Annotated in this window: 13 protein-coding genes; 8 read left to right on the forward strand and 5 right to left on the reverse strand. The window is 39.7% G+C overall.

Features of this window, described 5'->3' with window-relative positions; all coding sequences use genetic code 11:
• Positions 1-31: 31 nt before the first annotated feature.
• The 5 genes from ACZ1GV_RS03540 to ACZ1GV_RS03560 form a co-directional block, all read right to left on the reverse strand.
• A complete protein-coding gene (locus ACZ1GV_RS03540) occupies positions 32-199 on the reverse strand; it encodes a DUF2496 domain-containing protein (RefSeq protein WP_472675260.1) in 168 nt (55 codons plus the stop codon).
• 12 nt (positions 200-211) lie between these two features.
• On the reverse strand, positions 212-484 hold the full coding sequence (locus ACZ1GV_RS03545; protein WP_210559962.1) for a late competence development ComFB family protein: 273 nt from the start codon (positions 482-484) through the stop codon (positions 212-214).
• A gap of 62 nt (positions 485-546) precedes the next feature.
• Positions 547-1458 carry a histone deacetylase family protein gene (locus ACZ1GV_RS03550; protein WP_472675261.1) on the reverse strand — a complete coding sequence of 304 codons (912 nt, stop codon included), beginning with the start codon at positions 1456-1458 and terminating at the stop codon, positions 547-549.
• Between the two features lies 1 nt (position 1459).
• Positions 1460-2050 carry a primosomal replication protein PriC gene (priC, locus tag ACZ1GV_RS03555; protein WP_472675262.1) on the reverse strand — a complete coding sequence of 197 codons (591 nt, stop codon included), beginning with the start codon at positions 2048-2050 and terminating at the stop codon, positions 1460-1462.
• Positions 2051-2071: 21 nt separating this feature from the next.
• Positions 2072-2869 (reverse strand): TSUP family transporter, encoded by a 798-nt coding sequence (locus ACZ1GV_RS03560; protein WP_472675263.1) that lies wholly within the window; start codon positions 2867-2869, stop codon positions 2072-2074.
• Positions 2870-2958: 89 nt separating this feature from the next.
• Here ACZ1GV_RS03560 and ACZ1GV_RS03565 point away from each other — a divergent pair, with 89 nt between their 5' ends.
• The 8 genes from ACZ1GV_RS03565 to ACZ1GV_RS03600 all read left to right on the forward strand — a co-directional run bounded on the left by ACZ1GV_RS03565 (position 2959) and on the right by ACZ1GV_RS03600 (position 13175).
• Positions 2959-5433: a DNA polymerase II gene (locus ACZ1GV_RS03565; protein WP_472675264.1), complete on the forward strand. Its 2475-nt coding sequence runs from the start codon at positions 2959-2961 to the stop codon at positions 5431-5433.
• A 215-nt stretch (positions 5434-5648) separates the two neighbouring features.
• The gene (locus ACZ1GV_RS03570; RefSeq protein ID WP_472675265.1) at positions 5649-8546 is read left to right on the forward strand and encodes a TonB-dependent receptor; all 2898 of its coding nucleotides are present in this window, start codon (positions 5649-5651) and stop codon (positions 8544-8546) included.
• A 165-nt stretch (positions 8547-8711) separates the two neighbouring features.
• On the forward strand, positions 8712-9194 hold the full coding sequence (locus ACZ1GV_RS03575; protein WP_472675266.1) for a DUF3016 domain-containing protein: 483 nt from the start codon (positions 8712-8714) through the stop codon (positions 9192-9194).
• Between the two features lie 283 nt (positions 9195-9477).
• Complete coding sequence (locus tag ACZ1GV_RS03580; RefSeq protein WP_472675267.1) at positions 9478-10245, forward strand: DUF3450 domain-containing protein; 768 nt, start codon at positions 9478-9480, stop codon at positions 10243-10245.
• 6 nt (positions 10246-10251) lie between these two features.
• Entirely contained in the window at positions 10252-11613 is a 1362-nt protein-coding gene (locus ACZ1GV_RS03585; RefSeq protein ID WP_472675268.1) for a MotA/TolQ/ExbB proton channel family protein, read from the forward strand.
• Positions 11614-11615: 2 nt separating this feature from the next.
• Positions 11616-12140: a MotA/TolQ/ExbB proton channel family protein gene (locus tag ACZ1GV_RS03590; RefSeq protein WP_210562436.1), complete on the forward strand. Its 525-nt coding sequence runs from the start codon at positions 11616-11618 to the stop codon at positions 12138-12140.
• Positions 12141-12151: 11 nt separating this feature from the next.
• Positions 12152-12556 (forward strand): ExbD/TolR family protein, encoded by a 405-nt coding sequence (locus ACZ1GV_RS03595; protein WP_472675269.1) that lies wholly within the window; start codon positions 12152-12154, stop codon positions 12554-12556.
• A gap of 1 nt (position 12557) precedes the next feature.
• Positions 12558-13175: a TonB family protein gene (locus tag ACZ1GV_RS03600; RefSeq protein WP_472675270.1), complete on the forward strand. Its 618-nt coding sequence runs from the start codon at positions 12558-12560 to the stop codon at positions 13173-13175.
• Position 13176: the final 1 nt, after the last annotated feature.

Consider the following 13176-nt stretch of genomic DNA (forward strand, 5'->3'; position numbering starts at 1 on the left):
ACTCCAAATGGAATCTTTACGAATTACTTTTCTACTTTTCTACTTTTCTGAGTAAATCAGCTTTAACAATCTCAATGGCTTGCAATGCAATGTGGCTATCAACATTGTTATCTTCTAATAGCATGATTAAATCGACAGCTAGTTGAACGTGTTCAGGTGCATTTGCTAATGTTTTTTCTGCTACTTCAATATCGGACAACGTGGAATAACCTTATATTTCTCTGTTTTCTCTGGAGTTCATAAACTCTAGTGCGCGGCCTATGGCTTCTCTAACTTGCATCTCCATTTCGTAACGCTCGGCTTGCGGTAAGTAAAAGGCCATATCAACTTCATGGCGGATGTATTTAGAAGGCAGCTGGTTTAATACAATACAGCACATATCTGCGATAAACTCTTCGCTATATTTATCGTCTAGTTTGTTATATGCAATATAGTCAATGACTAATTTTTCGTAGTAATTATGAATGTCTGTTGATAGTTGCATTGCGATTTCCTTTTTAATTTCTGTTTATAAACATAACACTGAATTAGAGAAATGGGCAAAAATTACAAAAATGTATGACACGCAGCTTTAATGAGCTGAAAGTGAACGTCTGTTAAGGCATCAATATCCCGCTGATAACCTCCACCGATAACAGCCATAATTGGGATGTTTAGTTTTTTGGCCGTTTGGAATAATAACAGGTCTCGTTTATAAATGCCCTGTGTGCTTATATTAAGGTGACCTAAGTCATCATTCTCGTGAATATCAACACCAGCATCATAAATAATTAAATCTGGTTTAAAGCCATGAACACATGTCTCTAGTGTGTCTTCTATAGCTGATAAATAGTCGCTGTCAGTTAGATACTTATCTAATCCTAGGTCTAAGTCGCTTGTTTGCTTACGAGAGGGAAAGTTTTTTTCGCAATGCACTGACACGCTAAATATATCAGGCTCGTTTGCTACACAGGTAGCTGTTCCATCGCCTTGGTGAACGTCGCAGTCAAAAATTAGTACTCTATGCGCTAGTTGCTCATTAATGGCTACTTTGGCAGCAAGCGCTAAATCGTTAAAAACGCAAAAACCGGAACCAAAATCTACGTGGGCGTGATGGTAACCACCGGTAAAGTTAACCGCAACGCCAAATTCGCTGGCGAGCTTAACCGTTTTAATTGTCCCTGCAACAGCATGGCAAGTTCTATCAACAAACTGTTGGGACCACGGAAAACCAATGCGTTTCATTTCCTTTTCACTAATTTGACCAGTTAAAAAGTCATTTATGTAGCGTTCATCATGGACTAACAGTAATTCACTTTTAGTTACTTTTTTTTCAACTAAATTCACATTAATTTTAGTCGGAAACTCCTTCAAACAGCGATCATGCAACGATTGATATTTTTGGATAGGAAACCGGTGGTTTTTAGGGAGTGTTAATTGGCTATAAATTGGGTGAAAAACCGTTTGTAATTGTTTCATATTACTGACGACTATCTAATTTTTGAATTTTATCTTCTACACCAGTAATGGCTTGTCGACATCGACCTAATCGTTGTTGTGTTAATAATACTTGTTGCTGAAGATGGCTTTTCTCGGAGCCACTATATTGATTCAGCATAGTCTGTTTGTCTGCGACCATATCAAGTAATCGTCTTTCGTACTCATGCAGCTGAGAGAGCTCTTCGTATAATGACTGGCTGGTTTGTGTCGCTTGTTGAGCAATTTTTTTTACACGTTGTTCAAGCTTAATATGTTTGCCTCGATGGGCTGCGTATTTTGAATTAAGTTTGCTTGAATTCAAAAGATTCTTAAAGCAATTAAACTGATTTGTGATCTTTTCGCTGAGGTAATCTGCGTGTGACTGCTCTTTTACTGTCGCCAATCGGTTGATGTTATTTTTTAGCTCTTTTAGGTAATCAATAACTTCATCACTTTGAGTATGAAAACTACTTGAGTTAAATATGTCAGAAGAACGAAACCAGTTTTGCTGAGTCAACTTACTCTGTTTTACTTCATGTTCAAGTATGGCCAACTGCGACTGTAAATTTGCAATAGATTGTTGCACTGACACGTTTCGTATTCCTAAGTTAAATTACAACCAAGCATCAACAGCTAGTTTAACCGCCATTACCGAAACTACAATAGTAAAAATCGGGCGAATAAACTTGTTACCAAAATGAATAGCAGAATGAGCGCCAGTGTATGAACCCAACATTAATAAGGCACCCATAGCGATTCCAATGGCAAAGTTAACGTGGCCCAGAATAATAAAAGCAACTAAAGAGCAAATATTGCTAACAAAGTTCATAGCTCGAGCAACGCCACAGGACATAAGTAGGTTCATTTTATACAAAAACAAATTGCTTACGGTCCAAAAGGCGCCGGTTCCTGGACCCGCAAAACCATCATAAAAACCAAGCGTTAAACCTTGTGATACTTTTTTGATAGTTAAGCCTTGGCATTTTTCAGGAAGTTGAGTGTTCCCCGTTGGTTTAATTGGGTTTAGCAATGTGTAAAGCGCGCTAAAGCCAATGAGGAAAGGCAGTATCTTGTTAAGCAAGTTAGCATCAATAAATGACACCATTACAGTGCCAAGCACTGCACCGATAGCTGTTGCAATGAGGCTTAGACGCCAAAAGCTAGGCGAAAACAACTTCTTTTTATAAAAAGCATAACTTGCTGTAAGTGAACCAAATGTCGCGGCCAGTTTATTGGTACCCAAGGCTACATGAGGTGGCAAACCAGAGGCTAATAAGGCTGGGACTGTCAGTAAACCACCGCCACCGGCAATAGCATCAATAAAACCAGCTAAAAAGGCTGAAACCAATAACAAGGCAATAATACTATTTGGCAATTCAGTAAATTCAAAAAGGTTAAGCAACCACTCCAAAAGACTTCTCCACTTTTACTATCAGGCAATAGTTGAATACCTAATTCTTAAGGGTATTATAACGACCATCTCAAACTTTTGATATGCCGATGTCGACTCACTTATATCAATCTATTCCATCACACGGTTTTATTATTACTCGAAATCAATATGATTTGGCGGGTAAACTCGTATTTGAAATTTGGATCAAGACCTATGATAGTCCCTCCAAGCTAATAAAGTTGCTAGTTAGAGATCAAGAAGCCGTGTGTTTTGTTCGATTACAAGACATTAGTGCAATTCAAGAGGCGCTAAAATCACAGAACATATTTGTTCGTTTTAAGGAAATACCGCTTAAAAGCTTTGATAACGAACCTATGGTGGCAATATATAGCAGGTCTTTGCGCAACTACTACAAAGTTAAACAAGTGGCCCAAACCTATCAAATTGAATTGTTTGAAGCGGACGTTAAACCTGTAGATAGATTCTTAATGGAGCGTTTTATTAAAGGCGGTTTAACATTCGTTGGAGAAACGCTTTCGCAACAAGATAGCTTTTCAGCGTTTGATAAGGTCAAAGTAAAAGCTGCAGAGGCTGAAGAGCTAAATTTAAGCGTACTGTCAATTGACATAGAGTGTAATGAAAAAGGTGAGCTATTTTCTATCGGCTTACATCAATATTTTGAACGTAATGTTACAGAAGAGGGCAAGCGTGCCAGGAGTGAGTATAAAAAAGTCCTCTATAACACCAGTGGTGTAAAAGACGCTGCTTTGAACGAAGCTGTTTCCGAACAAGAAGTTGACGACCTTCAATTTATTGAATGGTTACCCACAGAAAAAGCGTTGTTAGAGCGATTTGTTCGAGAAGTCCAAAAGCTAGATCCTGATTGCCTAGTCGGTTGGAATTTTATTAGCTTCGACGTTCGATTAATTGTTAGATCATGTGAGCGAAACGGCGTATCACTCGCACTAGGCCGAGATTTGTCCTTATTGCAATTTATTGATGGCCAAAAAGGTCAACAACGATTCCCTGATAGAGCATACGTCGCTGGGAGATTAGTGCTTGATGGCATCGATGTCATGAAAAATGCCACGTATCATTTCGCGAGTTTTTCTTTAGATAACGTCGCCAGTGAATTATTAGACGATAAAAAGTTAACGTTAACCGAAGAGGGCGGCGATAAATTAGAGGAAATAAAACGTTTACATCGACAAGCCCCGCTCAAACTAGCTAAATATAATTTGCAAGACGCTAAACTTGTATCTCGAATTTTCTCGCAAGAACAGCTCGTTCAATATTTGATAACACGCACGAAACTAACAGGTTTAGAGCTTGATAAGACGGGTGGCTCAGTAGCTGCATTTACCAATTTATATATGCCTGAAATGCATCGAAGGGGGTGGGTTGCGCCAAATTTGGTAAATATGTCCGATTACGTTCACAGTCCTGGCGGCTTTGTTATGGACTCAATTCCGGGCATTCACTCCGATGTATTGGTGTTTGATTTTAAAAGCCTTTATCCAAGCATTATCAGAACTTTCAATATCGACCCCATTACCCTCGTGGAAGCGACACATACAAACAATGACACTTTGATCCCTGGGTTTAGAGGCGGCAAGTTTACTCGAAATAAAAGTATATTGTCTTCAATGTTGGACACCTTGTGGACGGCAAGAGAAAAGGCTAAAAAAAATCAAAATTTAATTCATTCGAATGCCATTAAAATCATAATGAATAGTTTTTATGGCGTCCTGGGTTCAGCAGGTTGCAGGTTTTATGACACCAAGTTAGCTAGTTCCATTACGATGCGAGGTCATTGGGTTTTAAATGAGTCTAAAGCATGGTTTCACGAAAACGGGTTAGAAGTAATTTATGGTGATACCGACTCTGTCTTTATTAGTTTAGCGAACTCTAATTACACCCACAGTGACGGAAAGATGTTGGAATCAAAATTAAACACATGGTGGAAAAACAAAATAGAAAGTGACTTCGGACTTGATAGTAAACTTGAGATGGAATTTGAAACCTATTACTCACCCTTTTTCATGCCCACTATCCGAGGCACCGATGCTGGCTCAAAAAAACGCTATGCGGGCAAAAAACAACATAACGACGGCACGAGCGAAATTATCTTCAAGGGCTTAGAGTCTGTCCGTAGTGATTGGACGCCTCTTGCTAAATCATTTCAACGAACTCTATTTGAACTTATATTCGATGGACGGCCTTGTCGTGAGTTTGTCGAAAATACGATTAAAGATTTACGGGAAGGGAAACTCGACGATTTATGCATTTATCGAAAACGAATACGGCAACATTTATCGGAATATGTCAAAACTACACCGCCACAAATCAAAGCTGCAAGGTTAGCTAACCAATACTATCAGCGCGATGTTTATCAAAAAGGGTCGTTAATTCAGTATGTAATATCCATTACAGGGCCTGTGGAATATAACTCTAACGCTAATGCATTAGATTATGAACATTACATATCTAAACAACTTTATCCAATTGCGGAATCAATTTTGCATACAAGCGAAATTGACGTTTTAAACTTGTTTGAACAACAAATGACTTTACTTTTTTGATGCTGTATTTCTATTAAATATAAAAAACTTATCAAAAACTTTACATTGTAAGTAAAAAGTACATAAAAACGTTGAACTAAAGGTTGACGGCGTTAATTTAATGACGTTAATATCAAGGTCGATTTTTCGGAAATTCTATTTCCGAAGGCCTGAGTAGGCTTAAAACTACTATAACTAAAAATTGAATCACACTAATGTGATCCAGGGAGAAAATCATGTTTAAACTGAATAAAAGCTTAGCAGCTATTGCAGTTACTGCAGCGCTAGGTATGTCATCTGCAGCACTTGCGGGCAACAACGACGGTGTTTTAAAAGGCCTAGTAGTTGACTCAAATGCACAAGTAATTGCCGGTGCAACTATCACAATTAAAAACCCTAAAACGGGCTTTACAAGAACTGTAGTAGCAGACTCTGAAGGTAAGTACCGTTTCCCAGCTCTTCCAGTTGGTGAATATGTTCTGACTACTTCTAAAGACGGTTTTTCTACAGAAACTGTAGAAAGCGTTTCTGTTAGAATCGGCGAAACAAACGTAACAAACCAAATGTTCGCATCAGGTGTTGAGCGTATTTCTGTAACTGGTAGCGTAATTTCAGTTATCGATACGACTTCTTCAGAATCTGCGTTAAACATCGGCGCGGTTGAACTAGCTCGTATTCCAGTGGCTCGTAACTCTACAGACGTTGCTCTACTTGCTCCTGGTACCGCTCGTGGTGATAATCGTTTCGGTAACTTAGCATCATTTGGTGGTGCATCAGTTGCAGAGAACGCTTATTTCGTAAACGGTCTAAACGTAACTAACTTCCGTAACGGTCTAGGTGGTTCTACTATTCCTTTCGAATTCTACAAAGAGTTCCAAGTTAAAACTGGTGGTTATTCTGCTGAGTTTGGTCGTTCTACTGGTGGTGTAATCAACGGTGTAACTAAATCTGGTACAAACGAATGGGAATACGGAGCGAACGTTTACTTCACTCCTGATGCGTTCCGTGAATTAGCGCCAAACGTTGCTGATCCGCGTGAAGGTCGTACGCAACCTATTATTTATTCTAACGAAGATAAAACAGATCGTTTTGATGCAAACATCTACCTATCTGGTCCGATCATCGAAGATAAATTATTCTTCTATGTTCTATATAACCCACGTAATCTTGAGCAAGAATACGTATCTGGTGATGACTTCTACAAAACAAAACAAGATGATGCCTTCTGGGGTACTAAAATCGACTGGAACGTAACAGACGATCACATCTTAGAATTAACAGCATTCTCAGATAAGCGTACAACAGTAAGCAACTTCGTGGGATATGACTTCGAAACTGCAGCTATTGCAGCTGGCGAAGGTTTCAGTGATGATGCGCTAGGTGAACGTGGTGGTAAAAACATCTCTGTAAAATATACTGGTTATATCACAGACGATTTCACATTATCAGCGTTATGGGGTAAAAACGAAGCAGACCTTACTGATTCGTCACCAAACGACTTAACGTGTCCATTAATCATCGACGTTCGTACTAATCCTACAGCATCTGGCTGTTGGGCTAACTCAGTACCTTCATCTGGTAAAGACACTCGTGAAGCTTTCCGTGTTGATGGTGAATATGTTCTTGGCGATCACAGCATCCGTGCTGGTTTCGACTATGAAACAAACACGTCAATTGCAGAAACGTTCTACTCTGGTCACATCTACTACCGTTATATTACAGTAGACGCAGGTGAGACATATCGTGGTCGTGCATTCCCTGATGGTGGCGAAGTTAACCGTATTCGTGTATACGAATCAGGTGGTGAGTTCGAAACTGTTTCAAATGCATTCTACATCGAAGACACTTGGACAGTTACGGATAACATTACAGCATCACTTGGTCTACGTAGCGAATCGTTCGATAACAAAAATGCTGAAGGTGAGTCATTTATTAAAGTTGACAACCAAATTGCACCTCGTTTAGGTGTGGCATGGGACGTTAACGGTGACGGTGAATCTAAACTATTTGCTAACTATGGTCGTTACCACTTACCAATCGCTGCAAACACAAACATTCGTATGGCTGGTGCAGAGTTATTCACAGAAGATTACTATATCTTAGATGGCTTGAATGCAGACGATACTCCAATTTACAGCGAAAGTTCATTATTTGACTCTCAAGTATACTCAGACGGAACAGTTCCTGACGTTAAAGAAGTATTAGACGAATCTATTGAACCTATGTACCAAGATGAGTTCATCCTAGGTTATCAGTTTATGCTGAATGACGAGTGGGGAATGAGCGTTAAAGGTACTTATCGTGACCTAGCATCAGTTATTGACGACGTTACAATCGATAAAGCGATTATTGCGAACGATTGGTACTACGATCACAACATCTATGTACTAACTAACCCTGGTACTGATATCACAACTTATGTACATAAAACTGAAGATGGTCCTCTAGAGAAAGTTACGCTTTCTGCTGAAGATCTAGGTTACCCAGAGCCAAAACGTACTTATAAAGCGGTTGAAGTATCTTTAGATCGTGCATGGGATGATGTTTGGTCTCTAAGCGCTTCTTACGTTTGGTCACAATCTAAAGGTAATGCTGAAGGTTATGTTAAGTCAGATAATGGTCAAGACGATGCTGGTCTAACAACTGACTGGGATTTCCCTGAGTTGATGGATGGCGCGTACGGTTACTTGCCGAACGACAGAACTCATGCATTAAAAGTTTACGGTGCGTATCAAGTAACTGAAGAAATTCGCTTAGGTGCAAACTTCACTGCTGCTTCTGGTCGTCCAATCAACAAGTTTGGTTATAGCTACCCAAGTTCAGCTGAATGGGCAGACATCGGTTACGGCGAAACTTACTACCAAGCAAACGGTGAGTTTAACTCTCGTGGTAGCCAAGGTCGTACAGACGCTACTTACCAGTTAGACTTAAATGCAACATATGAAACTACAGTTGGTGAAGCTGACGTTACATTAGCAGTTGATATCTTCAACGTGTTTAATGCTGACACAGCGACGCGTGTAATCGAGCAAGGTGAAACTTCACTTAACGGTTCTCCTGATGCTCGTTACGGAACACCTATCTCGTTCCAAACGCCACGTAGCGTTCAGTTTAGTGCATCAGTTCGTTTCTAATGAACACTAAATAAAGACAAAAAGCTCCCATAGGGAGCTTTTTTTTTGACATAAAATTAATTGAGTGCTATTAAATTATTAGTACAGAGGAAGTTTTTTGAAGAGGTAGCAAGATACTTCTCGTAATTTCAGTAAGATAGATGCGTTATAAACTAAGGAAGAAAAATGTATAAAAAATTACTTGTTTTAAGTCTGGCAGTTCTGAGTTTTGGTGCGGTGAGCGGAGAAGCCGAAATTAAGTGGGTGAACGCGGATAAGTACACGGATCTGAAGGGTGATACGAAATCCGACGAAGCAAGAGTTCAACAAGCGTTTTTTAAAACGATGCAAGAAGAAGCAAATAAGTTTGCGAAGGAAAACTTGCCTAGTAATCAAAAGTTAGTTATTGCTATTTATGATGTTGATCTAGCTGGCAGTGTGCAATTAGCTAATGGTAACGGAAGGTTAAGTTTAAGAAGAGTTGTTAAAGACGAAACACCACCAGGCCTGTCAGTTGGGTATATAGTTGTTGATGATTCTGGTAAAGAAATAAAGTCTGGAGCAAAAGCACTTACTGTAACAATGTTTAGAAATCGCGGTTTTGATTCATCGAGATTTTTCTATGAAACAAGGTTACTAAATGACTACCTTTCTAAAGAACTCGGTTAATATGACAAATTAGAATTACTATGAGGCCTCAATCAATATTGAGGCTTTTTTAATTAAAGCGCTAAACATATTTGTAATATAAAAATAAACTTGCATACTATTTGAACGTTATCTGTGTTCTTTTAAGTCAGTGTTATAACAAATTGAATCTAATTATATTAAGTCATTTGACATTAAGAAGTTTGTTTGGGAGACTCGACAGTGATTATTTGCGGGTAGAAACTGCAAATACAGAGCATAGACTCTAAATAGATAATTTAAACACATACATTGGTTGGGAACTATGTCAAAGATGAAACTAAGTCTAGTAGCTTCTGCGCTAGTAGGGGCGGTAGTTTTTACCGCGCCAACTTTAGCCGCAGACCCTCTAGAGCAATTACACTCTGCAGAGCAAAAAATTCATAAAGCAGCTGCTAAGTCACAAACTAAAATTAATGCTATTCAAGAGCAAACTACTGAACTGTTGTTTGAATACAGAGATGTTGTTGCAGAAACTGAGATTAACAAAGTTTACAACGACCACGTAGCTAAGTTGGTATCTGCTCAAAACGACGAGATCAAGTCTTTAGAAGATCAAATCGCCGAGATCGAAAACACTAAACGTAACGTTGTTCCTTTAATGTATCGTATGATCGATATGCTAGAAAAGTTTGTTGAAGCTGATATGCCAATCAAACTGGATCGTCGTGTAGCACGTGTTGAAAAACTTCGCGCAACTATGATCAATCCTAACGTAAGTACGTCAGAGAAATATCGTCAAGTATTAGAAGCTTACCAAATTGAAAAAGATTACGGTACAGCTGTTGAAGCTTGGGAAGCTACTGAGAACTTAGGCGGCCAAGAAATTACAGCTGACTTCGTTCACGTAGGCAGAATTGCACTGATTGCTCAGTCGAAAGATCTTAAAAGTGCTTGGGTTTGGGACAACAGCGTTCGCGGTTGGACTAAACTAGGTGATGAGTACCTAAAAGATGTGACATTGACAATACGTATGGCTCGTAAGCAAGCGCCATATGAGTTAATCAAATTACCAATCTTTGCCGCGGAGTAATAACACATGAAAAAGATTTTTAATTCATTGGTTTTAGCGGCTGTGGTTTCGTCAGCTGGCTTCGTAGCTAATGTAAGTGCTGAAGGCAAGTTAGATGACTTGTTAAAGCAAGTAAAACAAGACAGAATTTCTGAAGGCGCTTTAAACAAAAAGCGTGAGCAAGAATTTAATGCAGTTAAAGCTGATAAACAAGCTTTGTTAAATAAAGCTAAAAAAGAACTAGCTGACGAGAAAGACCGTGGTGTTCGTTTACAGAAGCAATATGCGCAAAACGAAAAAACACTAGCCGTTCGTGCTCAAGAACTAGAAAATGCTAAAGGTACGCTAGGTGAAATGTTTGGCGTAGTTCGTCAAGCTGCTGGTGATACTATGGGTTCAGTTTCTGCTTCTATTATTTCTGCTCAGTACCCAGGTCGTGCAGAGCTATTAACAGAATTGGCTGAAGCTAAAAAACTTCCTACCACTCGTGAATTAGAAGAGTTATGGATCGCTTTACAGACTGAAATGACTGAGTCTGCAAAAGTTGTTTCTTTTGACAAAGAAGTATCGGCAACTGCTGGTGGTTCTGCTGTTGAAAAACTAACTCGAGTTGGTGCATTTAACTTAGTTACAGAATCTGGTGACTATGTTATCTACAATTCTGACGTACAAATCGTACAGCACTTAGGTAAAGCTGCTGAATCTCACTACCGTTCATCTGCAGAAGATCTTGCGAATGCAACTCCTGGTGAATTAGTGGCATTTTACGTTGACCCTTCACGTGGTGGTATCTTGCGTCTAAACACTCAGAAAGCAACACTTGAAGATCGTTATCACCAAGGTGGTACACCAGGTTATGTAATTACGGTTGTTTTAGCATTTGGTTTCTTACTAGCATTGCGTAGCTTAGTGATCACACTAGGTGAAGGTTCTAAGATGAAAGCTCAGCTTAAAGATACTTCAACACCAAAAGACAACAATGCTCTTGGTCGTATTCTTAAAATATACCAAGAAAACAAAGACTCTGATGTTGAGAATTTAGAACTGAAGTTGGACGAAGCAATTCTACGTGAAACTCCTCGCATAGAAAGTGGTATCAACACTATCAAGATCCTTGCTGCAGTAGCACCTCTACTAGGTCTACTAGGTACGGTTGTTGGTATGATCGAAACGTTCCAACAAATCACGTTATTTGGTACTGGTGACCCGAAATTAATGGCTGGTTCAATCTCTATGGCGTTGGTTACAACAGCTATGGGTATCATCGCAGCATTACCATTAATTTTCGTGCACAGTGTTGTAGCAGCGCGCGCTAAATCAATTGTTCATGTATTAGATGAGCAAAGCGCAGGCATCATTGCAGCACATGCTGAGAAGGAGAAAGCGTAATGATGATTTACCTGATAGGCCTATGGGAATCTGTCAGGGATTTTATCGGCACGGGCGGCTTTGTACTTTACTTTGTCGCCGCAGCTCTTCTAATTATGTGGGCGTTAATGATTGAGCGTTGGTGGTTTTTAACCGCTGAATTTCCTAAAGTTCGCGATAATATTATCGCGAGCTGGGACGCTCGAGCAGATACCACATCTTGGAGTGCTCATAGAATCCGTGAAGCTTGGGTTTCTGAAGCATCCGAACTATTAAATGCAAGAATGTTAATTATTAAAACTCTTGTTGCAATGTGTCCTCTAATCGGCCTTTTAGGTACGGTAACAGGTATGATAACTGTTTTTGACACTATGGCATCACAAGGAACTGGTAATCCACGCCTAATGGCTGCTGGTATTTCCATGGCAACTATCCCTACAATGGCGGGTATGGTTGCAGCTTTATCTGGAATATTTTTCAGCTCAAGGCTTGAAACAAGAGTTAAAGTGGCAAAAGAGAAGCTAGTAGATAGCTTGCCACATCACTAGGAGATTGAACTATGGCACGTAAACAACGTTTTCGTGATGACGACGATGCAGCAATTGATATGACTCCGATGCTAGACATCGTATTTATCATGCTTATCTTCTTTATTGTTACCACGTCTTTTGTAAAAGAGGCAGGTATTGATGTATTGAAGCCGAAAGCTTCTAACGCAACAAACAAGCCATCAGCGAATATCTTTATTGCAATCAGACCAAATGGTGAAGTGCACATGGATAAACGTCAAGTAGACGTAGAACGTGTAGCAGCGAACATTGAGCGTATGATTGCTGAACAGCCAACGGATACAGTTATTATCCAAGCTGATAAAGAAGCAAAACATGGTGTAGTTGTTAAAGTAATGGATGCGATTAAGTCTGCTGGTATAGAGAAAATTTCAATCGCAGCGGAGAAGAAGTAGTATGTTGAGATTTATTGCATCAATAATAGTTGGTGTAGTAATCACATTCGGCTTGTTCGTATTCATGGCTGAACTTATCTCTAGTGGAGGTAAGTCCAACCAGAATGAATTCGAGAATATCATAGTCGAAATAAATACTACGCCGCCGGAGAGCAAAGCGCAGAAACGTAATCGTGTTCCGCCACCGCCACCTCCACCACCTAAACAGCCGCCTAAACCGCAGCAGCCTGATCCTGAACCGCAAATTTCTAATGCGTCAGGCCCTAGCTTTAATATGCCGTCGGTAGACGTAGGCAGTGCAAACTCAGGTCTTAATGGTCCTGGTGCTTTAATACGAGACGGTGATGCAACGCCTATCGTTCGTATTGAGCCTAAGTTTCCTGCTAAAGCACAGCGTGACGGTATATCAGGTTGGGTTCAGCTTAGATTTGATATCGATGAATTAGGGGGCGTTGATAATGTTGAAGTTATCAATTCAGAGCCTCGTAGAGTATTCGATAGGGAAGCGAGAAAGGCATTACAACGTTGGAAATACAAACCAAAAGTAGTTGATGGGAAACCACAAAGACAGACAGGTTTACAAGTTCAACTAGACTTCAACTTAGACGGAGGCAACTAAC

The organism is Psychrosphaera sp. HA2-10 (genome assembly GCF_055693745.1).

What these genes read in the sequence shown, in the direction of transcription:
- ACZ1GV_RS03545 (WP_210559962.1), bottom strand. Translation starts at nt 484, where the DNA reads ATGCAACTATCAACAGACATTCATAATTACTACGAAAAATTAGTCATT.
- ACZ1GV_RS03550 (WP_472675261.1), bottom strand. Translation starts at nt 1,458, where the DNA reads ATGAAACAATTACAAACGGTTTTTCACCCAATTTATAGCCAATTAACA.
- ACZ1GV_RS03565 (WP_472675264.1), top strand. Translation starts at nt 2,959, where the DNA reads ATGTCGACTCACTTATATCAATCTATTCCATCACACGGTTTTATTATT.
- ACZ1GV_RS03570 (WP_472675265.1), top strand. Translation starts at nt 5,649, where the DNA reads ATGTTTAAACTGAATAAAAGCTTAGCAGCTATTGCAGTTACTGCAGCG.
- ACZ1GV_RS03575 (WP_472675266.1), top strand. Translation starts at nt 8,712, where the DNA reads ATGTATAAAAAATTACTTGTTTTAAGTCTGGCAGTTCTGAGTTTTGGT.
- ACZ1GV_RS03580 (WP_472675267.1), top strand. Translation starts at nt 9,478, where the DNA reads ATGTCAAAGATGAAACTAAGTCTAGTAGCTTCTGCGCTAGTAGGGGCG.
- ACZ1GV_RS03585 (WP_472675268.1), top strand. Translation starts at nt 10,252, where the DNA reads ATGAAAAAGATTTTTAATTCATTGGTTTTAGCGGCTGTGGTTTCGTCA.
- ACZ1GV_RS03590 (WP_210562436.1), top strand. Translation starts at nt 11,616, where the DNA reads ATGATTTACCTGATAGGCCTATGGGAATCTGTCAGGGATTTTATCGGC.
- ACZ1GV_RS03595 (WP_472675269.1), top strand. Translation starts at nt 12,152, where the DNA reads ATGGCACGTAAACAACGTTTTCGTGATGACGACGATGCAGCAATTGAT.
- ACZ1GV_RS03600 (WP_472675270.1), top strand. Translation starts at nt 12,558, where the DNA reads ATGTTGAGATTTATTGCATCAATAATAGTTGGTGTAGTAATCACATTC.